Source organism: Streptomyces sp. NPDC002580, assembly GCF_042889485.1.
GTDB lineage: Bacteria > Actinomycetota > Actinomycetes > Streptomycetales > Streptomycetaceae > Streptomyces.
In genome coordinates, this window is the sequence record NZ_JBIAQZ010000007.1 from 195032 (window position 1) to 215048 (window position 20017).

A 20017-nucleotide genomic window follows, 5' to 3' on the forward strand; every position below is an offset into this window, starting at 1 on the left:
GTGCCCTCTTGCCGTACCGCACGGGCCGCCGCGGGGCACGGGCCCGTCAGGGCGGGCGAAACCCCCGCCCCTCCGGTCGGGGCTCCGCCCGCCACCCCCGGCCGGCTCCGCCCGTATGACATCTGTCATCCGCTACCGGGGACAGACCGCACTGCCGTCGGCACCCCCTTCGCCGCCACGATGGACCGCATGACAACCACTGCGGCGACCACCACCCCGACCACCACCCCCTCGGTGGTCGGGTTCGACTCGGTGACCAAGAGCTACGGGAACGTCCGGGCCGTGGACGGGCTGACGCTCGACCTGCACCCCGGCGAGACCGTGGCCCTGCTGGGCCCCAACGGGGCGGGCAAGTCGACCACCCTGGACCTGCTGCTCGGCCTGAAGAACGCCGACAGCGGCACCGTCCGGGTGTTCGGCACGGGCCCGCGCGAGGCGATCGTCGCCGGCCGGGTGGGCGCCATGCTCCAGAGCGGCGGACTGATGGACGAGGTCACCGTGGGCGAGCTCGTGAAGCTCGCCTGCGATCTGCACCCGAGGCCGTACCGCCCCACCGACGTGCTCGCCCGCGCCGGGATCACCCAGATCGCCGACCGCAAGGTCGACAAGCTCTCCGGCGGCCAGGCGCAGCGCGTCCGGTTCGCCCTCGCCACGGCCGGGGACAGCGACCTGATCGTCCTGGACGAACCCACCACGGGCATGGACGTCTCCGCCCGGCAGGCGTTCTGGGCCACCATGCGCGAGCAGGCCGACCAGGGCCGTACGGTCCTGTTCGCCACGCACTACCTGGAGGAGGCCGACGCCATAGCGGACCGCGTCCTCGTCCTGCACCGGGGACGGCTCCTGGCCGACGGCACCGCCGCCGAGATCAAGGCCAGGGCCGGCGCCCGCCGCGTCGCCTTCGACCTGGAGGGCCCGATCGACGAGGCCCCGCTGCGCGGCCTGCCCTTCCTCACCTCGATCGACGTGTCCGGGCAGACCGTCCGCATCCAGTCCTCCGACGCGGACGCGACCGTCCACGCGCTGTACGGGCTCGGCGTGTACCCCCGCAATCTCGAAGTGGCCGGGCTCGGCCTCGAGCAGGCCTTCGTCGCCATCACCGAGGCGGAGGAGGCCAACCGCGCCGCCGCCGAGGCGGCGAGCGGCACCTCCGCCGCGAACGCCGACCGCACCGCCGCCGAGGAGGCCGCGTCCAAGTGAACAGTCTCATCAAGCTGGAGCTCACCCGCGCCCTGCGCAACCGCAAGTTCCTGTTCTTCTCGGTCATCTACCCATCGGCCCTGTTCCTGCTGATCGCGGGCGGCGCCGACGGCACCACGAAGGTGGACGGCACCGGCCTGACCCTGCCGACCTTCTTCATGGTCTCCATGGCCTCCTTCGGCGCCCTGACCGCCGTCCTCATGGGCAACAGCGAGCGCATCGCGAAGGAACGGGAGAGCGGCTGGGTGCGGCAGCTCCGGCTGACCCCGCTGCCCGGCCGCGGCTATGTGTTCGCCAAGACGGCCGGCGCCGCCGTGATCAGCCTGCCCTCGATCGTGATCGTCTTCGTGGTCGCCGCGGCCGTGAAGGACGTACGCCTGGACACCTGGCAGTGGTTCGCGCTCACCGGCGTGATCTGGGCCGGCAGCCTGGTCTTCGCCGCCCTCGGGGTCGCCATCGGCTACCTCGCCAGCGGGGACTCGGTCCGGCCGATCACGATGATCGTCTACTTCGGTCTGTCGATGCTCGGCGGCCTGTGGATGCCGACGACGACCTTCCCCGACTGGCTCCAGAACATAGCCAAGTGGCTTCCCACGCACGCGTACGCTGCCCTGGGGCAGGCCATCGAACTGGGGAACGCCCCGCACGCGAAGGACGTCGCCATCCTCGCCGTGTCCTTCGCCCTGTTCGCGGGCGGCGCGGCCTGGCTGTACCGGAAGGACACGCTGAAGGCGTGAGCGCCATGACGGAAGACCCGATGCCCGACAAGGCCCGCACGGACCGGCTCGTACGGATGGGAGAGTCCCCGCGGAACCTCCGCGAGGCCCTGCGCAAGTCGGTGTGGATCGTCGTCTGGCTGGTGTTCCTCGGCTCACCGGTCCACGACCTCGCCTCCGGCGCCCACACCCCCGCGGCCACAGCGGCCGGCTGGGTCGGCCTCGCGGCCTTCGTCGCGGTCTATCTGACGCTGGTGTTCCGGAACATGGGCAAGGCGTTCACCGGCGCCCTGGCCGTCACCCTCATGGTGATCACCCTCGGCGCCCTGTCCGTCGTCCTGTCCCTGACGCTCGGCGCGCCCTGGCTCGGCCTGTTCGTGTACGTGTCGGTCGCCTGCGGGACGACGTTCCCGCTGCGCGTGGCGTACTGGACCATCCCGCTGACCGCCGTCGTGATGCTGCTCGTCGGTCTCCACGGAGGCGAGCGGGACGCGCGCAACCTCGTCCTGCTCGTCGTCCTGATCGGCTTCGCGATGACCGGCGTACGCCAACTGGTGCGTACGACCGTGGAGCTGCGCAAGGCGCGGGCCACCGTCGCCCAGCTCGCCGCGAACGAGGAGCGCCTGCGGCTCGCCAGGGACCTGCACGACCTGCTCGGCCACTCCCTCTCGCTGATCACGCTCAAGAGCGAGCTGGCCGGGCGGATGCTCCCGGACCACCCCGACAAGGCGGCCCGGCAGGTCGCCGACATCGAGCAGGTGAGCCGCCAGGCACTGGTCGACGTCCGAGAAGCGGTCACCGGCTACCGGCGGCCCCGGCTGGCCGGTGAACTCGCGGGTGCCCAGGTCGCGTTGACCGCGGCGGACGTCATCGCCGACCTGCCGGCCGAACCGGACCTGCACGGCGTTCCCGAGGAGAGCGAGTCGGCGCTGGCCTGGGCCCTGCGCGAGGCGGTCACCAACGTCGTACGGCACAGCGGCGCCCGGCGCTGCGTGGTGGAACTCGTCCGGCGCCAGACGCTGGACGGCCCCGCGCTCGAACTGTCGGTGGAGGACGACGGCTCGGGCGGCTCGTCCGGCGCCGCCCCGGGCAACGGCCTGACGGGACTGACCGAACGGCTGGAGAAGGCGGGCGGATCGCTGGAGGCGGGCCGCCTGAAGCACGGGTTCCGACTGGTCGCGCGGGTGCCGACGGGGGACGACCGAGCCTCTGCGGTCGCGCCGGGCGACCCCGTAGGATCCGGTGCATGAGCCGCACGATCAAGGTCCTGCTCGCCGAGGACCAGTCGATGGTCCGCGAGGCGCTGGCCGCGCTGCTGGGCCTCGAGCCGGACATCGAGGTGGTCGTCCAAGTGGCCCGCGGCGACGAGGTGGTGGCGGCGGCCCGCGCGCACGACGTGGACGTGGCGCTCCTCGACATCGAGATGCCGGGCATGACGGGGATAGAGGCCGCGGCCGAACTCCACAAGGAGTTCCCCGCCCTCAAGCTGATCGTCCTCACGACCTTCGGCCGCCCCGGCTATCTCCGCAGCGCCATGGAAGCGGGCGCCGCCGCCTTCCTGGTCAAGGACGCCCCAGCCGCCCGACTCGCCCAGGCCGTACGCAAGGTGCTGGACGGCGAGCGGGTCATCGACCCCACGCTGGCCGCCGCCGCGCTGGCCGAGGGCGCCAACCCGCTCACCGACCGGGAACGCGAGATCCTCCGCGCCGCCGCCGACGGCTCCACCAACGCCGAACTGGCCACCGCCCTCCACCTCTCCCAGGGCACGGTCCGCAACTACCTCTCCACGGCGATCCAGAAACTCGCGGTCCGCAACCGCGCGGAGGCGGTCCGGATCGCCCGGGAGAAGGGCTGGCTGTAGGTCTCCGGGGAGTGGCCCAGGGGCCGTTCCGGGAGCGTCAGTTGAGCATCGACCGTGCCGCGTTGGCCTGTTGGCGCACCCGGGCGGCGGCCGGTTCGTCGACGGCGGCGACCACCTCGGCGTAGGAGTCGAGTTCGGCGGCCCCGCCCAGGAAATCACCTCGCTGGACGAGGAGTTGGGCGCGCTCGTACCGCAGGCGGGCAGGGTGCGAGGGCAGCAGCAGGGACAGCTCCACCGACCACAGGGACACGTCGGAGCGTTCTGGCCGGGCCGCGGCCCAGGCGCGGATGTTGTTCAGGACGCGGACGACGACGTCGAGCGGGTCGGCGGGGGTGAGCATCGACGGGTCGAGCGGGGCGCCGGTCGCGCCCGCGACCAGGAGTTCCGCGTCGGAGCCGGTCAGGACCCGCCCCCCGTCGAAGGGGTCGACGAGGACCTGGTCCTCGGGGGGCCCGAAGCCCACCACGAAGTGGCCGGGCAGCGCGACCCCGTACACCGGTGCCCCGGCCCGTCGCGCGACCTCCATCCACACCACCGAGAGCAGGATGGGCAGCCCGCGCCGACGCCGCAGCACCGCGTGCAGCAGGGAGGACTCCAGCCGCTGGTAGTCGCCCGGCGAGCCGCGGAATCCACAGCGCGCGCCGAGGAGTCCGGCGAGCGCGGCGGCCCAGGACCGGGGACCGCCCGGACGGAAGGGCAGCAGGCCGGCCAGCCGGTCCAGCTCGATCTGCGCGGCGTCCGTCGCGGCCTCGTCCAGCGTCCCGTCCGCGGCGGCGCCCACCAGGAGGCACAGCGCCGCCAGATCGGGATGCTCGGCGCGTGCCTCGTCGGCGAACCGCCGCCGCACCTCGTCGGCTCGCTCCGGCTCCGGTGGCTGAGGGGAAGGCATGGCGGGCTCGTGCCCCGTCACGTCGATCGATAGCTGTCGTCGCCGGGTACCTGCTGCGCCCGTGGCGCGCGGTAGTGGTGGTACGCGTGATGCGCCCCGAATCCCATCCCCGCGTACAGCGTCCGTGCCCCGATGTTGTCGGCCTCCACCTGGAGCCACGCCGCCGAGGCGCCCTCGTCCAGGGCGCGGCGGGCCAGCGCGGCCATGACCGCGCCGGCGAGACCCCGGCGGCGCTGGGCCGGATCGACCTCGACGGCGGCGAAACCGGCCCAGCGGCCGTCCACCACGCAGCGTCCGATCGCGGCCGGCGCCGCGCCCCCGGCGCCGGGCACCGTCGCGAACCACACCGAGGGACCGCCGCCCAGCACCTTCAGGGCCACGTCGCTCAGACCCTTGCGCCGGTAGCGGCCGAGCCACGCCTCGTCGGCCGTGCGGGACAGCAGGACACCGGGTGCCTCCCGGTCCCCGACGGGCGCGAGCGCGCCGATCCACAGCTCGGCCGTCACCTCACGCGTCCAGCCGCGCTCCTCCAGCTCCGCGCAGAGCTGCTCCTGGGTGCCCTCGGCCCCGGTCGCGGTCTGGACGTAGGCGGGCAGGCCGCGGGCGGCGTACCAGTCCCGTACGGACCCCAGCGCCCGGTCGAGCGGCATCCCCGGGTCGCCCAGCGGCAGCACGGAGTTGGCGCGCCGGGTGAACCCGCTCGCCGCCCGCAGCTCCCAGCCGCCGAGCCGCTCATGCTCCACGGGCGGCCAGGCCCGCGCGGAGACCCGCGCCAGCTCCTCGTAGGACGCCGCGGGACCGCGTCTGCGAGCCGGGGCAGCGGGCACGATCTTGGCCGCGACCAGGGAGGATTCCGCGATCCGGACACGTTCTCCGGTCCGTCGTGTGATCAGCAGCACACCGTCGTCCCATGATGTGAGAACGCCGACCGTGTCGGTGAACTTCTCCACCGTGTCTCCATCGTCGGTCAGGCGGCGTACTGAGACGCGTTTCCCCACGTCAGCGGCGGTAACGCGGACCTCGAGGCGGCCGGCGGCAGAGAATTCCACGGGTCAGTTCACCCCTCCTGTTCGGATCGTGCCCAAGAACGGAGATACTAGGGGCGGGCATCGACGAGCCGCGCTCCCGCGCGCCAGGCGGCGGAGCCTACGACAGGCCCGCCAGCGCCCTATCGAGGAGGAACGACAGCGTGACCTACGTCATCGCGCAGCCTTGTGTCGACGTCAAGGACAAGGCGTGCATCGAGGAGTGCCCGGTCGACTGCATCTACGAGGGCTCCCGGTCCTTGTACATCCACCCGGACGAATGCGTCGACTGCGGAGCCTGTGAGCCGGTGTGCCCGGTCGAGGCGATCTTCTACGAGGACGACACTCCCGAGGAGTGGAAGGACTACTACAAGGCGAACGTCGAGTTCTTCGACGAGCTCGGTTCGCCCGGCGGCGCCAGCAAGCTCGGCCTGATCGAGCGCGACCACGCCTTCATCGCAGCGCTGCCGCCGCAGAACCAGTAAGCGGCCCGCATACGCCGCCTCGGTCCCGTACCGGCTGATCGCTCCGATCGCCGTGCGGGGCCGAGGCGTTTGCCGTAGCGGCCCGTGCAGCATCCGTGCGGCAGCCCGTATCCGTTCGTACGGGTCGCACGGGTCGTCCGTACGAGAAAGTGAGCCCGATCCCGTGTCCGCAGTCTCCGACCGGCTTCCCACCTTCCCCTGGGACAAGCTGGAGCCCTACAAGGCGACCGCCGCCGCTCACCCGGGCGGCATCGTCGACCTGTCCGTCGGCACCCCGGTGGATCCGGTGCCCGAGCTGATCCAGAAGGCTCTGGTCGCGGCCGCGGACTCGCCCGGCTATCCCACCGTGTGGGGCACGCCCGAGTTGCGGGACGCGCTCACGGGCTGGGTGGAGCGACGGCTCGGCGCCCGGGACGTCACGCACCGCCACGTCCTGCCGATCGTCGGGTCCAAGGAACTGGTCGCCTGGCTCCCGACCCAGCTCGGGCTCGGCCCCGGCGACAAGGTCGCGTACCCGCGGCTCGCATACCCGACGTACGAGGTCGGCGCGCGGCTCGCGCGGGCGGACCACGTGGCCTACGACGACCCGACCGAGCTGGACCCGACGGACCTCAAGCTGCTGTGGCTGAACTCCCCGTCGAACCCGACCGGCGAGGTCCTGCCCACCGAGGAGCTCAGGCGGATCGTCGCCTGGGCCCGGGAGCACGGCGTCCTCGTCTTCTCCGACGAGTGCTACATCGAGCTGGGCTGGGAGGCCGACCCGGTCTCGGTGCTGCACCCGGACGTCTGCGGCGGCTCCTACGAGGGGATCGTCTCGGTCCACTCGCTCTCCAAGCGCTCGAACCTGGCCGGCTACCGCGCCGCGTTCCTCGCGGGCGACCCGGCCGTCCTCGGCGAGCTCCTCGCGATCCGCAAGCACGGCGGCATGATGACCTCCGCGCCGACGCAGGCCGCCGTGGTCGCCGCCCTCGCGGACGACACCCACGTCCGCGAACAGCGCGACCGGTACGCCGCCCGCCGCACCGCCCTGCGCGACGCCCTCCTGGGCCACGGGTTCCGCATCGAGCACAGCGAGGCGAGCCTGTACCTCTGGGCCACCCGGGACGAGTCCTGCTGGTCCACGGTCGCCCACCTGGCCGACCTGGGCATCCTGGTGGCTCCGGGCGACTTCTACGGCGAGGCGGGCGGGACCTTCGTCCGGGTCGCCCTGACCGCCTCGGACGAGCGCGTCGCGGCGGCGGTGGAACGCCTCCGGTAACCGCGACGCGTCCGGCGGGCAACGCGGAACGGGGGCCGGGGGAAGCGAGTTCCCCCGGCCCCCGTCGCCGTACGTGCCGGCCGGGTACCCGCCGGCTCAGCCCAGCGGGAGGCCCTTCAGCGGCAGCTGCTCCGTCGGCAGGCCGCCCTTGGTGACAGCGTCCGTCGGCAGTCCGCCCTTGGACGCGGTCTTCGTGGTCGCGCCGAGGAGGCCACCGGCCCGCCCGGCGGTGTCGCCGACCGCCTTCCGCGGGGCCGACGTGGCCTTCTTGGCGACCTTGCCGCCGGACTTGCCGGCGACCTTGGTGACGTTCTGCGCCGCTCCGTCGACGGTGTTGCCGACGCTCGCCCCGTCCAGGGCGGTCAGCCCGCCGAGACTGGGGGTGGCCGGAAGTTCTGCCGCGCAGGCGGAGCCTGCCGCACCGACCACGGGCGCCGCTCCGGCCGCGACGAGCAGCACGACACGGGCGATCCGGCGGGTCAGGGGGAGGGACATGGTGCTCCTTAGACGGGAGAGAACGGGGAAGTGTCCGACCGCGTCCCGCGGCTGACCGGCTGGCTGCCGACCGACCGCGCCGACCACCGCTGATCGTCCGCGGTGATCGTTCCGGGCTCGGACGCACTGACTACCGCTCGAAGCCCGCGAAGGTTGCGGTGGCCCGACGTAAAGAGTTCGCAATGGGTCGCATTATCGGTTGTGGATAAAAACGGGCAAACGATGCCCGGTCGCGTATCCCGCCGGATCCCCGTGACCCTTTGCTCCCAAGGGAATTCCCGCATGACGGAGCCGGCACGCGAGGCCGCGCGCGTCACCGGTCCACAGGGGGCCGGGTCCTCCCGACGGGTGAGGGTCCGTACTACTGCGCGGCCACGATCCGGACCTCGGCCGCGGCCCCGCTCCCGGCCGAACCGCCCTTGGCGTCGGCCGTGCGCCACGAGCCCTCCGACGTCCCCGCGGTCCACTCGCGGCCCGCGTAGGACACCCGCTCGATGTGCAGGGCGGAGGAGTTCGCCACGGCCCAGTGCGCCAGCTCCCAGCCGTGGCGCAGTGCCCCGGTCCCGGAGGTCGCGCCCTCGCGCACGGGGACCGTCACGGTCCGGTCGCCGGGCTTCGCCGGGGAGGCGGAGGCGGCGGTCGTGGGGGAGGCCCCCGAGGCGGTGGACGACGCGGTGGCGGCCGTGGCGTCGGGCGCCGGGGAAGCGGAGGCGCGCTCGGCGTCCACCGTGGCGCCCGCCTCCTGGAGCACATCGCGCCCGAAGTCCCGCGCCAGCGCGGCCCGCACCGGGCCCGCGCCGCGCGCCGGGGTCGCGTCCGGGCGTCCCTCACAGGTCAGCGTGGCCGCCGCACGGCCGGTCAGGGCGGCGGCGAGCAGGGTGGCGTCCGGCTCGTGCTTCGCGTACGCCTGCGGATAGCCGCTGCGCTGCACGCGCTGCGCGGCGACGGTCAGCGGCAGCCGCGAGTAGCCGGGCACCTTGGCCAGGTGCTCGTAGAAGATGCCCGCCGCGTACGTCGGGTCCATGATCTGCTTCCGCGTGCCCCAGCCCTGCGAGGGCCGCTGCTGGAACAGCCCGAGGGAGTCCCGGTCGCCGTGCTGGATGTTGCGCAGCCCCGACTCCTGGAGCGCCGTCGCGAGGGCGATGGCCACCGCGCGCTCGGGCATGCGGCGGGAGGTGCCGACCGCCGAGATCGTCGCCGCGTTCACCGCCTGCTCGGGGGTGAACTCGTACGACGCGCCGTCGCCCTTGCCGGACACGACTCTGCACCGGGGCGCGCCCGTGCCGCCCGTGAGGTACTGCACGCCGAGGTAGCCCGCGAGGGCGAAAAGGACCATGACGGCTCCGGCGAAGCGCAGGAGGCGACCGCGGCGCCGGACTGGAGTGGGGGACGGCTCTGGCACGCGTACAAGGTACTGGAGGTCGCCGTCGGCCTTCCGTGGGGCTGTGGACAACGGGAGCGCGGCCCGGGGGATACGACCGCATCCGGCTGCTTTCGGGACCCCTCGGCCTCTCGCGCTAGGGTCGTCGGCATGGCCGACACCCCGCTTGACCTCACCCTGGACGCAGCCCGGCTCACCGCGCAGCTCGTCGACCTCCCCTCGGAGAGCGGCAACGAGAAGCCGCTCGCGGACGCCGTCGAGGCGGCCCTGCGCGCCCTCCCGCATCTGACGGTCGACCGGTACGGCAACAACGTCGTGGCGCGCACGCACCTGGGCCGCGCCGAGCGTGTCGTCCTCGCCGGGCACATCGACACCGTGCCGATCGCCGACAACGTGCCCTCCCGGCTCGACGCGGACGGCGTGCTGTGGGGCTGCGGAACCTGCGACATGAAGTCGGGTGTCGCGGTCCAGCTCCGTATCGCGGCCACCGTCCCCGAACCCAACCGGGACCTCACCTTCGTCTTCTACGACAACGAAGAGGTCGCGGCCGACCTGAACGGGCTGAAGCACGTCTCCGAGGCCCACCCCGAATGGCTGGAGGGCGACTTCGCCGTCCTCCTGGAACCCTCCGACGGACAGGTCGAGGGCGGCTGCCAGGGCACGCTGCGCGTGCTGCTGAGGACCAAGGGCGAACGGGCCCACTCCGCCCGCAGCTGGATGGGCTCGAACGCGATCCACGCGGCCTCCCCGATCCTGGCCGCGCTGGCCGCGTACGAGCCGCGCTACCCGGTGATCGACGGCCTGGAGTACCGGGAGGGCCTCAACGCGGTCGGCATCTCGGGCGGAGTCGCCGGCAACGTCATCCCCGACGAGTGCGTCGTCACCGTCAACTTCCGCTACGCGCCCGACCGCACCGAGGAGGAGGCGATCGAGCACGTCCGCGAGGTCTTCGCCGACTGCGGTGTGGACGAGTTCGTCATCGACGACCACAGCGGGGCCGCGCTCCCCGGTCTCTCCCACCCGGCGGCCGCCGCCTTCATCGAGGCGGTCGGGGGGACCCCGCAGCCCAAGTACGGCTGGACGGACGTCTCCCGCTTCAGCGGGCTGGGCGTTCCGGCCGTCAACTACGGCCCCGGGAACCCCCACTTGGCGCACAAGCGGGACGAGCGGGTGGAGACGGCCAAGATCCTCGCGGGGGAGGAACGGCTGCGCGCCTGGCTGACCGCCTGAGGCGTACGCGAGGGTGGCCGACGGCGGACATGCCCACGTCCCCCCGCCGTAACCGGCGGAGATCTACGCTGGGGCGGAACGACCTTCCCCCGCACCGGCCCCGCCGGTGCGGGGGAGATCCGTACGCGGAGGGAGTGGACATGGCTACTGGCAACCCGGAGGGAAAGAAGCGGCCACCGGACGAGCAGCGGCTTGGCCCGGTGCTGCGCAGGCGGGATCAGGTGCAGGCCAGCACCACGGACCAGCGACTGCTGGACGCGGGCGGTCCTTCGGACTGGGTGCACACCGATCCCTGGCGGGTGCTCCGCATCCAGTCGGAGTTCATCGAAGGCTTCGGCACGCTGGCCGAACTCCCGCCCGCCATCAGCGTGTTCGGTTCGGCCCGCACCCCGGTGGACTCGTCCGAGTACGAGGCGGGAGTCGCCCTCGGCCGCGGCCTGGTCGAAGCCGGGTTCGCCGTGATCACCGGTGGTGGGCCCGGCGCGATGGAGGCCGCCAACAAGGGGGCCTGCGAGGCGAAGGGCATCTCCGTCGGTCTCGGCATCGAGCTCCCCTTCGAGCAGGGGCTGAACCAGTACGTCGACATCGGCCTGAACTTCCGGTACTTCTTCGTCCGGAAAATGATGTTCGTCAAGTACGCGCAGGGCTTCGTGGTCCTGCCCGGCGGCCTCGGCACCCTCGACGAACTCTTCGAGGCGCTCACCCTGGTCCAGACCCAGAAGGTCACCCGCTTCCCCATCGTGCTGTTCGGCACGGACTACTGGGGCGGCCTCGTCGACTGGCTCAAGAACACCCTCATCGCCCAGGGCAAGGCGGCGGAGAAGGACCTGATGCTGTTCCACCTGACCGACGACATCGACGAGGCGGTGGCCCTGGTGTCGAAGGAGGCCGGCCGCTAGAGCGGGTCCTGGGGACGCCGTCCGCCCGGGGTCCGGAGGGCCGGGGGCGCGGGAGGGGCCGCCGACCGGGCGCCTCCCGGGCCCCATGGGCGGTCCGCCGGGCCGGTCCCACCGGGCCCCCGTGGGCGGTCCGCTACGCCAGTCCCCGCCGGGCCACCGCCGGCGGCCGGTGTCCGGCGATCGACGCCACCATGTCCAGGACCTGACGCGTCTCCGCGACCTCGTGGACGCGGTACACCTGCGCCCCCAGCCAGGCCGAGACGGCGGTGGTCGCCAGGGTGCCGACGACCCGCTCCTTCACCGGCCGGTCGAGCGTCTCGCCCACGAAGTCCTTGTTGGAGAGCGACACGAGCACCGGCCAGCCGGTGGAGACCATCTCCTCCAGCCGCCGCGTGGCCTCCAGGCTGTGCCGGGTGTTCTTCCCGAAGTCGTGTCCGGGATCGATGAGCACCGACTCGCGGGGCACCCCGAGGGCGACCGCCCGGTCCGCCAGTGCGAGCGTCACCCGCAGGATGTCGGCCATCACGTCGTCGTACCCGACCCGGTGCGGGCGGGTCCGCGGCTCGGACTCCCCCGCGTGCGTGCAGACCAGCCCCACCCCGTACCGGGCGGCCACCTCGGCCAGCCGTGGATCGACCCCGCCCCAGGCGTCGTTGAGGAGATCGGCACCGGCCTCGCAGACCGCCTCGCCGACCTCGTGCCGCCAGGTGTCGACGCTGATGATCACGTCGGGGAAGCGCCGGCGGACCTCGGCGACGAAACCGACCGTCCGGCGTGCCTCCTCCTCGGCCGTCACCTCTTCGCCCGGGCCGGCCTTCACCCCGCCGATGTCGATGATGGCGGCCCCTTCGGCCACCGCCTGCTCCACGCGGGCGAGCGCGGGCTCGTCGCGGAAGGTGGCTCCCTGGTCGTAGAAGGAGTCCGGGGTCCGGTTCACGATCGCCATGATCACCGGTTCGTGCGCGCCGAATTCACGCCTGCCCAGCCTGAGCATCCCCTATGACCTCTCCCAGTAAGTCCCGCCGATAAGCCGCCTGCGACCTTAACTGTCAGACTCGCATGGCACGATCGGAGCCTGACACTTCCGTGTCGGACCGCTTACGTCAGATCAGTACTTCCGCGCCGACGCGACCCGCGCCGGCACCAGAGCGTGGGGACCTCAGCGATGTTCATGTTCTTGTTCCTGGTCGTCGCGCTCGCCGTCGTGGTCGCCGCGGTGACCCTGTCCGTGGTGGGTGGCGGCGAGAGCACCCCCCTTCCCGACGCCGAGCCCGAGCTGCTGCACGACCCGCTGCCGTACGACCGTCCGGTGCACCGGGGCGACGTCGACGCGCTGCGCTTCCCCGTCGCCGTGCGCGGCTACCGCATGGCCGACGTCGACGACGCCCTCGGCCGCCTCGGCGCCGAGATCGGCGAGCGGGACGCCCGTATCGCCGACCTGGAGTCGGCGCTCGCCGGTGCCCGCGCGGCGAGCACCGCCACCTCGCTGCGCAAGCACCCGCAGGACGAGCGGTGAGCGACGCGCTGGCCGGACCCGACGGCGCGCCGCGCTGCCCCTGGGCGCTGTCCACCGAGGACTACGTGGCCTACCACGACGAGGAGTGGGGCCGGGCGGTCCACGGCGACGACGAGCTCTACGAGCGGCTGTGCCTGGAGGCCTTCCAGTCGGGGCTGTCCTGGATCACCATCCTGCGCCGCCGGGCCGGGTTCCGGGCGGCCTTCGCGGGATTCGAGATCGCCCAGGTCGCGAAGTTCACGGAGGCCGACGAGGAGCGCCTGCTCGCCGACCCCGGGATCATCCGCAACGGCGCCAAGATCCGGGCCACCGTCGCCAACGCGCGCGTGCTCGCCGACTGGTCCCCGGGCGAACTGGACGAGCTGATCTGGTCGTTCGCCCCCGACGGCCTCACCCGCCCGGCCCCGACGAGGCTCTCCGAGGTGCCGGCCGTCACCGACGAGTCGACCGCCCTCTCCAAGGCGCTCAAGAAGCGCGGTATCCGGTTCGTGGGCCCGACGACGGCGTACGCCCTGATGCAGGCCTGCGGCCTCGTGAACGACCACCTGGTGGACTGCGCGGCACGCGACGCCTCTTGACCCGTGTACGCCGCCTTCAGGGGGCGTACACGGGTACCGGAGCGGCGCCGCCACGGCCGGCGGCGGGCCGACGCGGCGGATTCCGGGGGCTGTGCCGCAGGCCGGTGACGGCCCGCGGCGCGCGCTCCCCGACCGTCACCGACCCAGGTACTTCGGCTTCTCCTTGTTCACGAACGCCTGCACCGCGATGGTGTGGTCCTCGGAGGCGCCGGCCCGTGACTGGAGCTCGTCCTCCTTCTCCAGGGTCTCGTCCAGGGAATGGGTGAGCCCGAACGCCAGGGACTCCTTCAGCGCGGAGTAGGCCAGCGTCGGTCCCGCCGCCAGCGCCCGTGCCACCTTTTCCGCCTCGGCGCGCAGATCTTCGGCCGGAACCAGTCGGTTCGCGATGCCCAGCTCGTACGCCTCCTGCGCGCCGATGCTGCGCGGGAAGAGCAGCAGATCGGCCGCGCGGCTCGGGCCGATCACCCGGGGCAGGGTCCAGGAGATCCCGGAGTCGGCGGTCAGCGCGACGCCGGCGAACGACGTGTTGAAGGCGGCCGTGTCGGCGACGACGCGGTAGTCCGCGGCGAGCGCGAAACCGAAGCCGGCCCCGGCCGCGACGCCGTTGACCCCGGCCACCACGGGCTTCGCGGCACCGGTCAGCGCCCGCACGATGGGGTTGTAGTGCTCGCGCACGGTGCTCATGGTCAGGCCCGAGCCCGACTGCTTGTCGGCGGCCAGCAGCCCGATGTGCTCCTTGAGGTCCTGCCCGACGCAGAACGCCCGGTCACCGGCGGCCGTCAGCAGGATCGCGCGCACGGCGGTGTCCGAGGCGGCCGCCTGCGCGGCTTCCCGGAGGGCGACCTTGGTCTCGATGTTCATCGCGTTCATCGCCTCGGGGCGGTTCAGCGTGATGGTCGCGAGTCCGTCGCTCACCTCGTAGAGCACGGTGTCGGCCATGGTGGGTCCCCTCCGGTGTCACGGTCCGTCGTACCGGGCGGTACGTCCTGTGTCCGAAGACAGCATGGCGGAGATCACCGGCGGTGGCGCGAGGGCGCCATGTGACCTGCGTCAAAGAATTCGAGGCCCTGGAAGTCCATGCGGCGGCGCAGTATCGCAGTCACATCGCCGAAATGAGTGGTTTTGCTCAAGCGCGTTGCGCAAGCGATGCCGACTGATGTTGGTCATCGGGTCCTGAGATGCGGGATAATGGCCTGGAAGCAATGTGTTCGATGCCGGTGACGTGTGTCCTATGAGGGGACGTGCGTGCCCTCCGAGGGGGCCGTCGGCGACGATGAGCTGGTTTCAGGAAGGGGAACGAGCATGGCGGCCATGAAGCCGCGGACGGGCGATGGCCCGCTCGAGGTGACCAAGGAGGGGCGGGGCATCGTCATGCGCGTTCCGCTCGAAGGCGGCGGTCGACTCGTCGTCGAGCTGACCCCTGACGAGGCTGACGCGCTCGGCGACGCCCTCAAGAAGGTCGTCGGCTGACGCGGAACGCGACCATACCTCTTCGGCTTCCCCGGTACCGCACATGGTGCCGGGGAAGCTGTTTTTCCGGGTACGGGAGGGGCGGGCCGACCGGTCGACGGCGACCGGGAGCGACATACGGCCTGGTCAGCGACGTGTGACGTGGGGCGGGCGGGGCAACTGGATCAGCGCTTGACCGCGCACAGCAGGCCGTCGCCCACCGGCAGGAGCGAGGGAACCAGCTCCTGGCTCTCACGCACCGCGCGCAGCAGTTCGCGCAGCCGGCCGACCTCCGCAGGCTGCGGTCCCGAGTCGACGGTGCGACCGTCCGCGAAGACGCCTTCGAAGGCGACGAGCCCGCCCGGACGCAACAGGCGCAACGATTCAGCGAGATAGTCCAGGCACTCCAGCCGGTCGCCGTCGCAGAAGACGAGGTCGTAGCCGGCGTCGGCGAGACGGGGCAGGACGTCGAGCGCGCGGCCCGGGATGAACCGTGCCCGGTTGCTCGCGAAACCTGCGGCGCGGAAGGCCTGGCGGGCGAACTGCTGACGCTCCGGCTCCGGATCCACCGTGGTCAGTACCCCGTCCGGCCGCATGCCGTGCAGCAGATGAATTCCGGAGACACCCGTCCCGGTCCCGATCTCCGCGACCGCTTTCGCGTCCAGGGTCGCGGCGACCAGGCGCAGCGCGGCGCCCGTGCCGGGCGACACCGAGCGCAGGCCTGCCTCGTGGGCCCGGTCCCGGGCCCAGCGCAGCGCCTCGTCCTCGGCGACAAAGGCGTCGGCGAACGCCGCCCAGCTCGTCTGCCGGTTGCCGGTAATGACCCTCTCCTGTCCCCGTGGTTGCCTGGGCGTGACTGTATCCGTTGGTGCCGGGAACCCACGGATGGGACCGGGCGTTTAGAGGGGTGGGGGAACCGAGCGGGGGGAAGTCGATGGAGCAGCGCACGGAGCGGGGCCACGGGCAGGTGGTGGCGCGCCCATATGAGCAGGTATCAAATTCTCGTAAAACCGCTTATCCGGAGCTAACGGGCGAGGTGGCTATGGTAGGGGCTCCACTGGACACCACCAGAGCCGACAGGGGAGGTGCGGCTGCGCCTGCGGATCGGGGAGGGGTGCTCAGGCGCCTGCTCAGATCGGCGGGTGAGCCGAAATCCGTGACCGACACCGCTGACCAGCACCACTCCGCTGCCCCGGCGCAGACCGCGACGTTTTCCACCGACGCGGAGTCGCAGGCGTGGACTCCGCCCACCTGGGAGGAGATCGTCAGCACCCACAGCGGCCGCGTGTACCGCCTCGCCTACCGCCTCACGGGCAACCAGCACGACGCCGAGGACCTCACGCAGGAGGTCTTCGTCCGCGTCTTCCGCTCGCTGTCGACGTACACGCCCGGCACCTTCGAGGGCTGGCTGCACCGCATCACCACGAACCTCTTCCTCGACATGGTGCGCCGCAAGCAGCGCATCCGCTTCGACGCCCTCGGCGACGACGCGGCCGAGCGGCTGCCCAGCCGTGAGCCCTCCCCGCAGCAGGTCTTCAACGACGCGCACTTCGACGCCGACGTCCAGCAGGCGCTGGACACCCTCGCGCCCGAGTTCCGCGCCGCCGTCGTCCTCTGCGACATCGAGGGACTGTCCTACGAGGAGATCGCCGCGACCCTGGGCGTCAAGCTCGGCACGGTCCGTTCCCGGATTCACCGCGGCCGCTCCCAGCTGCGCAAAGCCCTGGCTCACCGGTCTCCCGAGGCCCGCGCCGAGCGACGCTCGTTCGCGGCCCGTGTGCCCGTGCTGGGGGGAGGAGGCGCGACCGCGTGACCGGAACCCGTCCCACCCCTGCAGAGCAGCACCTCGGAGACCGGCTTTCCGCCCTCGTGGACGGAGAACTCGGTCATGAGTCGCGCGACCGCGTGCTGGCCCACCTCGTCACCTGTGCGAAGTGCAAGGCCGAGGCCGACGCGCAGCGCCGACTGAAGAACGTCTTCGCGGAAGTGGCCCCGCCGCCGCCCTCCGAGAGCTTCCTGGCCCGTCTTCAGGGGCTTCCCGGCGGCGGAGACTCCGACAGCCCACGGCTGGGCGGCGGAGGATTCGGCGGCGCGCTTCCCGGCGGTCCCGCGGGCTCCGGCATGCCCGACATCTTCGGGATGCGGGGCGAGCCCTTCGGCTACGTGCCGACCGGACCGCACGGCGACGTCCTGCCCCCCTCGGCGGGGCGCGGTTTCCGGATCCATGACGTCGGCCGTCACGAGGCGGAGCGCTCGGCCTCGCGAGGGCTGCGGTTCGCCTTCGCCGCGGCCGGCGCGGTGTCGCTGGCCGCCGTCGCCCTCGGCGGAGTGTCCCCCGGAGTGCCGGGTGACACCGCGGACGCACGTGGAGGGTCCGGCGCCGGAAGCAACGTGACGCCGTCACGCCCCCAGGGCCCGGGGACCGCCACGGCTCCCGAGTCGCAGCGCCGCAGGTCCGCCGGGCCGTTGCTCGCCCAGGGCGAGCGGGCGCTCGGCAGCGCTCCGGTGGCGCCGACCGCGGTGTCCGCCCCGCTGCTGCCCGGGGTCCCCGCTCCGGGTGGCCATGGACAGGACGCGCTGTACACACCGGCCGCACCGGTGGTCGCCGGCGCCGCCGCGACGTCCCCGCTCATACGTCCGCTGACCGATGCCCAGCCGCTCGCGCTGACCTCGTGGTCCGCCGCCCCGGAGGTCGCGACTCCGGGACTGCTGGCCGCTCCCGCCGCCACACCGTCCGTCACGGCCACCTCGTCCCCCACCTCCCCCACCTCCCGTACCGTCCGCTGACCCCGCCCTCTGCGCGGCGGCCCGTGAACCTGGTTGAATCCGGGGTGGGCCGCGCCCGCTGGAGGGATCAGGGGCGCGGGGTCGACAAGTCCGCGGCGACCGTCGGTGAGTTGTGCCGCGGGCCAGGTGTGGGGAGAGCATGAACCAGGGGAAGCCCACGAAGGCGAAGTGGTGGAATCGACCCCGGCCGCAGGACCCGGGGACCGACGGCGCGCCGGCTCACCCGGCGGAACCGGAAGCCGCGCACCCCGCCGTCCGCCAGGAGAGCGCGGGGGCCGGCGAGCGGTGCGACGGGCCCGTCCCCGACTCCGCGGCGGGAGCCTTCGCGCAGAGGGCGGCCGACCCCGAGCCCGACCCCGATGACGGCGATTTCCGTCTGGAGAGGCCCGCGGGGCTCCCCGGTCCGGTCGGGGAAGAGATCTCCTCCGGTTCCGAGCCCGTCCTCCCCGTCGTCCTCCCCGCCGGTTTCCAGGAAGATCCCGGAGGCGACGGCCACGACACCGGCCATGACGGGGACTTCGAGCTGGAGCGGCCCGCCGCACGGCGTGCCGGGCCCCTGCACGACCCCGATCCCTACGGCACCCCGCCCTACGGCAGGCCGGGCCCCTGGGCCCCCGCCCCACCGGTCCAGCACCCGACGGCCGCGCACCGGCCGGACCCGCAGGCGCCGGGCTCTCCGGCGGCGGTCGTCCCCGCCCAGGGCACGCCAAACGGTGGGCAGGCGCCGACCCAGGACACGCACCCCGGTGAGGCGGACCCCGCCAGGGACACATACTTCGCAGGGGGAATCCCGGCCCAGGGCGCGCCCTTCGACACCGCGCCCTTCGACACCGTGCCCCCGGAGGCGCCGCCGACGGCGTCCGCCGGACACGGGCTTCCGCGCGGACCGGAGCCGGCCATCCCGGGCCCGCCGCCGGGACCGGAGTCCTCGGCGCACCCGAACCGCGTCCCCGAGCCGTCCGCGCCCGGGCCCGCCGCCGTCCCCGGACCCTGGCGGAACTACGACCCCTGGGCCGCGCCGGGACCCCTCCAGCAGAACGGGATCGCCGTGCCCACCGTGGCGCAGCGACGCGGCCGCGCGAGGAAGAGGCTGGCGCTCGGCGCCGTGGCCCTCGCGCTGGTGTCCGGAGGCGTGGGCGGCGCCATGGGGGCGTACCTGGAGCGGAACGGGGGGCTGACGGACATCGAGTTGCCCCAGGCCGCCAAGGAGGCTCCCGGGCGCGCCCCGGACAGCGTGGCCGGGATCGCGGCCCACGCGCTGCCCGGCGTCGTCACCCTGCACGTGCGCGGGACCGACGAGGAGGACACCGGTACCGGATTCGTCCTCGACGGCCAGGGACACATCCTCACCAACAACCACGTGATCGCACCGGCCGGCCGTGGCGGCGAGATATCCGTGACGTTCAGCGGCGGGGAGACCGCCAAGGCCGAGGTCGTCGGGCACGACAGCGGCTACGACCTCGCCGTGGTCAAGGTCTCCGGTGTCCGCGGACTCGCCCCCCTGCCACTGGGCAACTCGGACAACGTCCAGGTCGGCGACCCCGTGGTGGCCATCGGCGCGCCCTTCGACCTCGCCAACACGGTCACCTCCGGGATCATCAGCGCCAAGGAGCGGCCCATCACGGCCGGCGGTGAGAAGGGCGACGGCTCGGACGTCTCGTACGTGGACGCCCTCCAGACCGACGCGCCCATCAACCCCGGCAACTCGGGCGGGCCGCTGCTCGACTCGCGGGCCCGGGTCATCGGCATCAACAGCGCCATCCGTTCCGCCGACAGCGGCGGCGACTCCGATCCGGGGAGCGGTCAGGCCGGTTCCATCGGGCTCGGCTTCGCCATCCCCGTCAACCAGGCCAAGCGCGTGGCCGAGGAGCTCATCAACGACGGCAGGGCCACCCATCCCGTGATCGGTGTCACCCTCGACATGGGCTACGACGGCGACGGCGCGCGGGTCGCCGCGAAGGCCACGGGCGGAGGCCCCTCCGTCACCGCGGGGGGTCCCGGCGCGAAGGCGGGCGTCGAACCGGGCGACGTCATCACCGAGGTCGACGGCAGGCGGGTCCACTCCGGCGAGGAACTCATCGTGAAGACCCGGGCCCACCGGCCCGGCGACCGGCTCCGGCTGACGGTCCGGCGGGCCGGCGCGGACCGGACGGTCACCCTCGTCCTCGGCTCCGCGGACGGTGACTGAGAGCGCGGCGGGGATCGCCCGGATGTGACACGAAACGCCCGGCGGGGGCGCGACACCGCC

General features: G+C 72.9%; 21 protein-coding genes. 14 read left to right on the forward strand and 7 right to left on the reverse strand.

Going from position 1 to position 20017, the window contains the following annotated elements; translation table 11 throughout:
• Positions 1-189: 189 nt before the first annotated feature.
• From ACFYW7_RS22435 to ACFYW7_RS22450, 4 genes are read left to right on the forward strand one after another with little or no spacing between them, the layout of a single operon-like run.
• Entirely contained in the window at positions 190-1200 is a 1011-nt protein-coding gene (locus tag ACFYW7_RS22435) for an ABC transporter ATP-binding protein (RefSeq protein WP_389505002.1), read from the forward strand.
• On the forward strand, positions 1197-1937 hold the full coding sequence (locus ACFYW7_RS22440; RefSeq protein WP_389505004.1) for an ABC transporter permease: 741 nt from the start codon (positions 1197-1199) through the stop codon (positions 1935-1937). Before ACFYW7_RS22435 ends, ACFYW7_RS22440 begins: the two co-directional genes overlap by 4 nt.
• A gap of 5 nt (positions 1938-1942) precedes the next feature.
• A complete protein-coding gene (locus tag ACFYW7_RS22445) occupies positions 1943-3166 on the forward strand; it encodes a sensor histidine kinase (protein ID WP_389505572.1) in 1224 nt (407 codons plus the stop codon).
• Positions 3163-3777, forward strand: coding sequence for a response regulator (locus ACFYW7_RS22450; RefSeq protein ID WP_389505006.1), 615 nt, complete (start codon positions 3163-3165; stop codon positions 3775-3777). The genes ACFYW7_RS22445 and ACFYW7_RS22450 overlap by 4 nt, the downstream gene beginning before the upstream one ends.
• A 37-nt stretch (positions 3778-3814) precedes the next feature.
• Here the strand turns inward: ACFYW7_RS22450 and ACFYW7_RS22455 are convergent, their stop codons facing one another.
• Complete coding sequence (locus ACFYW7_RS22455; protein WP_389505008.1) at positions 3815-4666, reverse strand: tetratricopeptide repeat protein; 852 nt, start codon at positions 4664-4666, stop codon at positions 3815-3817.
• 17 nt (positions 4667-4683) lie between these two features.
• Positions 4684-5715 (reverse strand): GNAT family N-acetyltransferase, encoded by a 1032-nt coding sequence (locus tag ACFYW7_RS22460; protein WP_389505010.1) that lies wholly within the window; start codon positions 5713-5715, stop codon positions 4684-4686.
• Between the two features lie 140 nt (positions 5716-5855).
• On the opposite strand from ACFYW7_RS22460, the gene fdxA reads away from it, so the two are divergent.
• Together fdxA and ACFYW7_RS22470 are read left to right on the forward strand one after the other, a co-directional pair.
• Entirely contained in the window at positions 5856-6176 is a 321-nt protein-coding gene (gene fdxA, locus ACFYW7_RS22465) for a ferredoxin (RefSeq protein ID WP_030573070.1), read from the forward strand.
• Positions 6177-6339: 163 nt separating this feature from the next.
• Complete coding sequence (locus ACFYW7_RS22470; protein WP_389505012.1) at positions 6340-7434, forward strand: bifunctional succinyldiaminopimelate transaminase/glutamate-prephenate aminotransferase; 1095 nt, start codon at positions 6340-6342, stop codon at positions 7432-7434.
• A gap of 96 nt (positions 7435-7530) precedes the next feature.
• Here ACFYW7_RS22470 and ACFYW7_RS22475 read toward each other — a convergent pair whose 3' ends face one another.
• Both ACFYW7_RS22475 and ACFYW7_RS22480 read right to left on the reverse strand, forming a co-directional pair.
• Complete coding sequence (locus ACFYW7_RS22475; protein ID WP_389505014.1) at positions 7531-7929, reverse strand: ATP-binding protein; 399 nt, start codon at positions 7927-7929, stop codon at positions 7531-7533.
• 361 nt (positions 7930-8290) lie between these two features.
• A complete protein-coding gene (locus ACFYW7_RS22480; protein ID WP_389505016.1) occupies positions 8291-9331 on the reverse strand; it encodes a heavy metal transporter in 1041 nt (346 codons plus the stop codon).
• Between the two features lie 129 nt (positions 9332-9460).
• Between ACFYW7_RS22480 and dapE the strand changes: the two genes are divergently transcribed.
• Both dapE and ACFYW7_RS22490 read left to right on the forward strand, forming a co-directional pair.
• On the forward strand, positions 9461-10540 hold the full coding sequence (dapE, locus tag ACFYW7_RS22485) for a succinyl-diaminopimelate desuccinylase (protein WP_389505018.1): 1080 nt from the start codon (positions 9461-9463) through the stop codon (positions 10538-10540).
• A 140-nt stretch (positions 10541-10680) separates the two neighbouring features.
• Positions 10681-11439, forward strand: a complete 759-nt coding sequence (locus ACFYW7_RS22490) for a TIGR00730 family Rossman fold protein (protein WP_389505020.1) — start codon at positions 10681-10683, stop codon at positions 11437-11439.
• Positions 11440-11572: 133 nt separating this feature from the next.
• On the opposite strand, the gene folP is transcribed toward ACFYW7_RS22490, so the two are convergent.
• Positions 11573-12433: a dihydropteroate synthase gene (folP, locus tag ACFYW7_RS22495; protein ID WP_389505022.1), complete on the reverse strand. Its 861-nt coding sequence runs from the start codon at positions 12431-12433 to the stop codon at positions 11573-11575.
• Positions 12434-12604: 171 nt separating this feature from the next.
• Between folP and ACFYW7_RS22500 the strand changes: the two genes are divergently transcribed.
• Together ACFYW7_RS22500 and ACFYW7_RS22505 are read left to right on the forward strand one after the other, a co-directional pair.
• On the forward strand, positions 12605-12955 hold the full coding sequence (locus tag ACFYW7_RS22500; protein ID WP_389505024.1) for a DivIVA domain-containing protein: 351 nt from the start codon (positions 12605-12607) through the stop codon (positions 12953-12955).
• Positions 12952-13533 carry a DNA-3-methyladenine glycosylase I gene (locus ACFYW7_RS22505; protein WP_389505026.1) on the forward strand — a complete coding sequence of 194 codons (582 nt, stop codon included), beginning with the start codon at positions 12952-12954 and terminating at the stop codon, positions 13531-13533. The genes ACFYW7_RS22500 and ACFYW7_RS22505 overlap by 4 nt, the downstream gene beginning before the upstream one ends.
• A gap of 135 nt (positions 13534-13668) precedes the next feature.
• Here ACFYW7_RS22505 and ACFYW7_RS22510 read toward each other — a convergent pair whose 3' ends face one another.
• Positions 13669-14472 carry an enoyl-CoA hydratase/isomerase family protein gene (locus ACFYW7_RS22510; protein ID WP_389505028.1) on the reverse strand — a complete coding sequence of 268 codons (804 nt, stop codon included), beginning with the start codon at positions 14470-14472 and terminating at the stop codon, positions 13669-13671.
• A 363-nt stretch (positions 14473-14835) separates the two neighbouring features.
• Between ACFYW7_RS22510 and ACFYW7_RS22515 the strand changes: the two genes are divergently transcribed.
• Positions 14836-15003 (forward strand): DUF3117 domain-containing protein, encoded by a 168-nt coding sequence (locus tag ACFYW7_RS22515; RefSeq protein WP_003966491.1) that lies wholly within the window; start codon positions 14836-14838, stop codon positions 15001-15003.
• 164 nt (positions 15004-15167) lie between these two features.
• On the opposite strand, the gene ACFYW7_RS22520 is transcribed toward ACFYW7_RS22515, so the two are convergent.
• Complete coding sequence (locus ACFYW7_RS22520) at positions 15168-15869, reverse strand: O-methyltransferase (protein ID WP_389505574.1); 702 nt, start codon at positions 15867-15869, stop codon at positions 15168-15170.
• A 227-nt stretch (positions 15870-16096) separates the two neighbouring features.
• Here ACFYW7_RS22520 and sigE point away from each other — a divergent pair, with 227 nt between their 5' ends.
• The 3 genes from sigE (at position 16097) to ACFYW7_RS22535 (ending at position 19957) form a co-directional block, all read left to right on the forward strand.
• On the forward strand, positions 16097-16795 hold the full coding sequence (gene sigE / locus ACFYW7_RS22525; protein ID WP_389505030.1) for an RNA polymerase sigma factor SigE: 699 nt from the start codon (positions 16097-16099) through the stop codon (positions 16793-16795).
• A complete protein-coding gene (locus ACFYW7_RS22530; RefSeq protein ID WP_389505032.1) occupies positions 16792-17769 on the forward strand; it encodes a zf-HC2 domain-containing protein in 978 nt (325 codons plus the stop codon). Before sigE ends, ACFYW7_RS22530 begins: the two co-directional genes overlap by 4 nt.
• A gap of 139 nt (positions 17770-17908) precedes the next feature.
• Positions 17909-19957 (forward strand): trypsin-like peptidase domain-containing protein, encoded by a 2049-nt coding sequence (locus tag ACFYW7_RS22535; protein ID WP_389505034.1) that lies wholly within the window; start codon positions 17909-17911, stop codon positions 19955-19957.
• Positions 19958-20017 lie beyond the last annotated feature (60 nt).

Coding starts and splice junctions, on each gene's coding strand:
- ACFYW7_RS22435 (WP_389505002.1), top strand. CDS start 190: ATGACAACCACTGCGGCGACCACCACCCCGACCACCACCCCCTCGGTG.
- ACFYW7_RS22445 (WP_389505572.1), top strand. CDS start 1,943: ATGACGGAAGACCCGATGCCCGACAAGGCCCGCACGGACCGGCTCGTA.
- ACFYW7_RS22450 (WP_389505006.1), top strand. CDS start 3,163: ATGAGCCGCACGATCAAGGTCCTGCTCGCCGAGGACCAGTCGATGGTC.
- ACFYW7_RS22455 (WP_389505008.1), bottom strand. CDS start 4,666: ATGCCTTCCCCTCAGCCACCGGAGCCGGAGCGAGCCGACGAGGTGCGG.
- ACFYW7_RS22475 (WP_389505014.1), bottom strand. CDS start 7,929: ATGTCCCTCCCCCTGACCCGCCGGATCGCCCGTGTCGTGCTGCTCGTC.
- dapE (WP_389505018.1), top strand. CDS start 9,461: ATGGCCGACACCCCGCTTGACCTCACCCTGGACGCAGCCCGGCTCACC.
- ACFYW7_RS22490 (WP_389505020.1), top strand. CDS start 10,681: ATGGCTACTGGCAACCCGGAGGGAAAGAAGCGGCCACCGGACGAGCAG.
- folP (WP_389505022.1), bottom strand. CDS start 12,433: ATGCTCAGGCTGGGCAGGCGTGAATTCGGCGCGCACGAACCGGTGATC.
- ACFYW7_RS22500 (WP_389505024.1), top strand. CDS start 12,605: ATGTTCATGTTCTTGTTCCTGGTCGTCGCGCTCGCCGTCGTGGTCGCC.
- ACFYW7_RS22510 (WP_389505028.1), bottom strand. CDS start 14,472: ATGGCCGACACCGTGCTCTACGAGGTGAGCGACGGACTCGCGACCATC.
- ACFYW7_RS22515 (WP_003966491.1), top strand. CDS start 14,836: ATGGCGGCCATGAAGCCGCGGACGGGCGATGGCCCGCTCGAGGTGACC.
- ACFYW7_RS22535 (WP_389505034.1), top strand. CDS start 17,909: ATGAACCAGGGGAAGCCCACGAAGGCGAAGTGGTGGAATCGACCCCGG.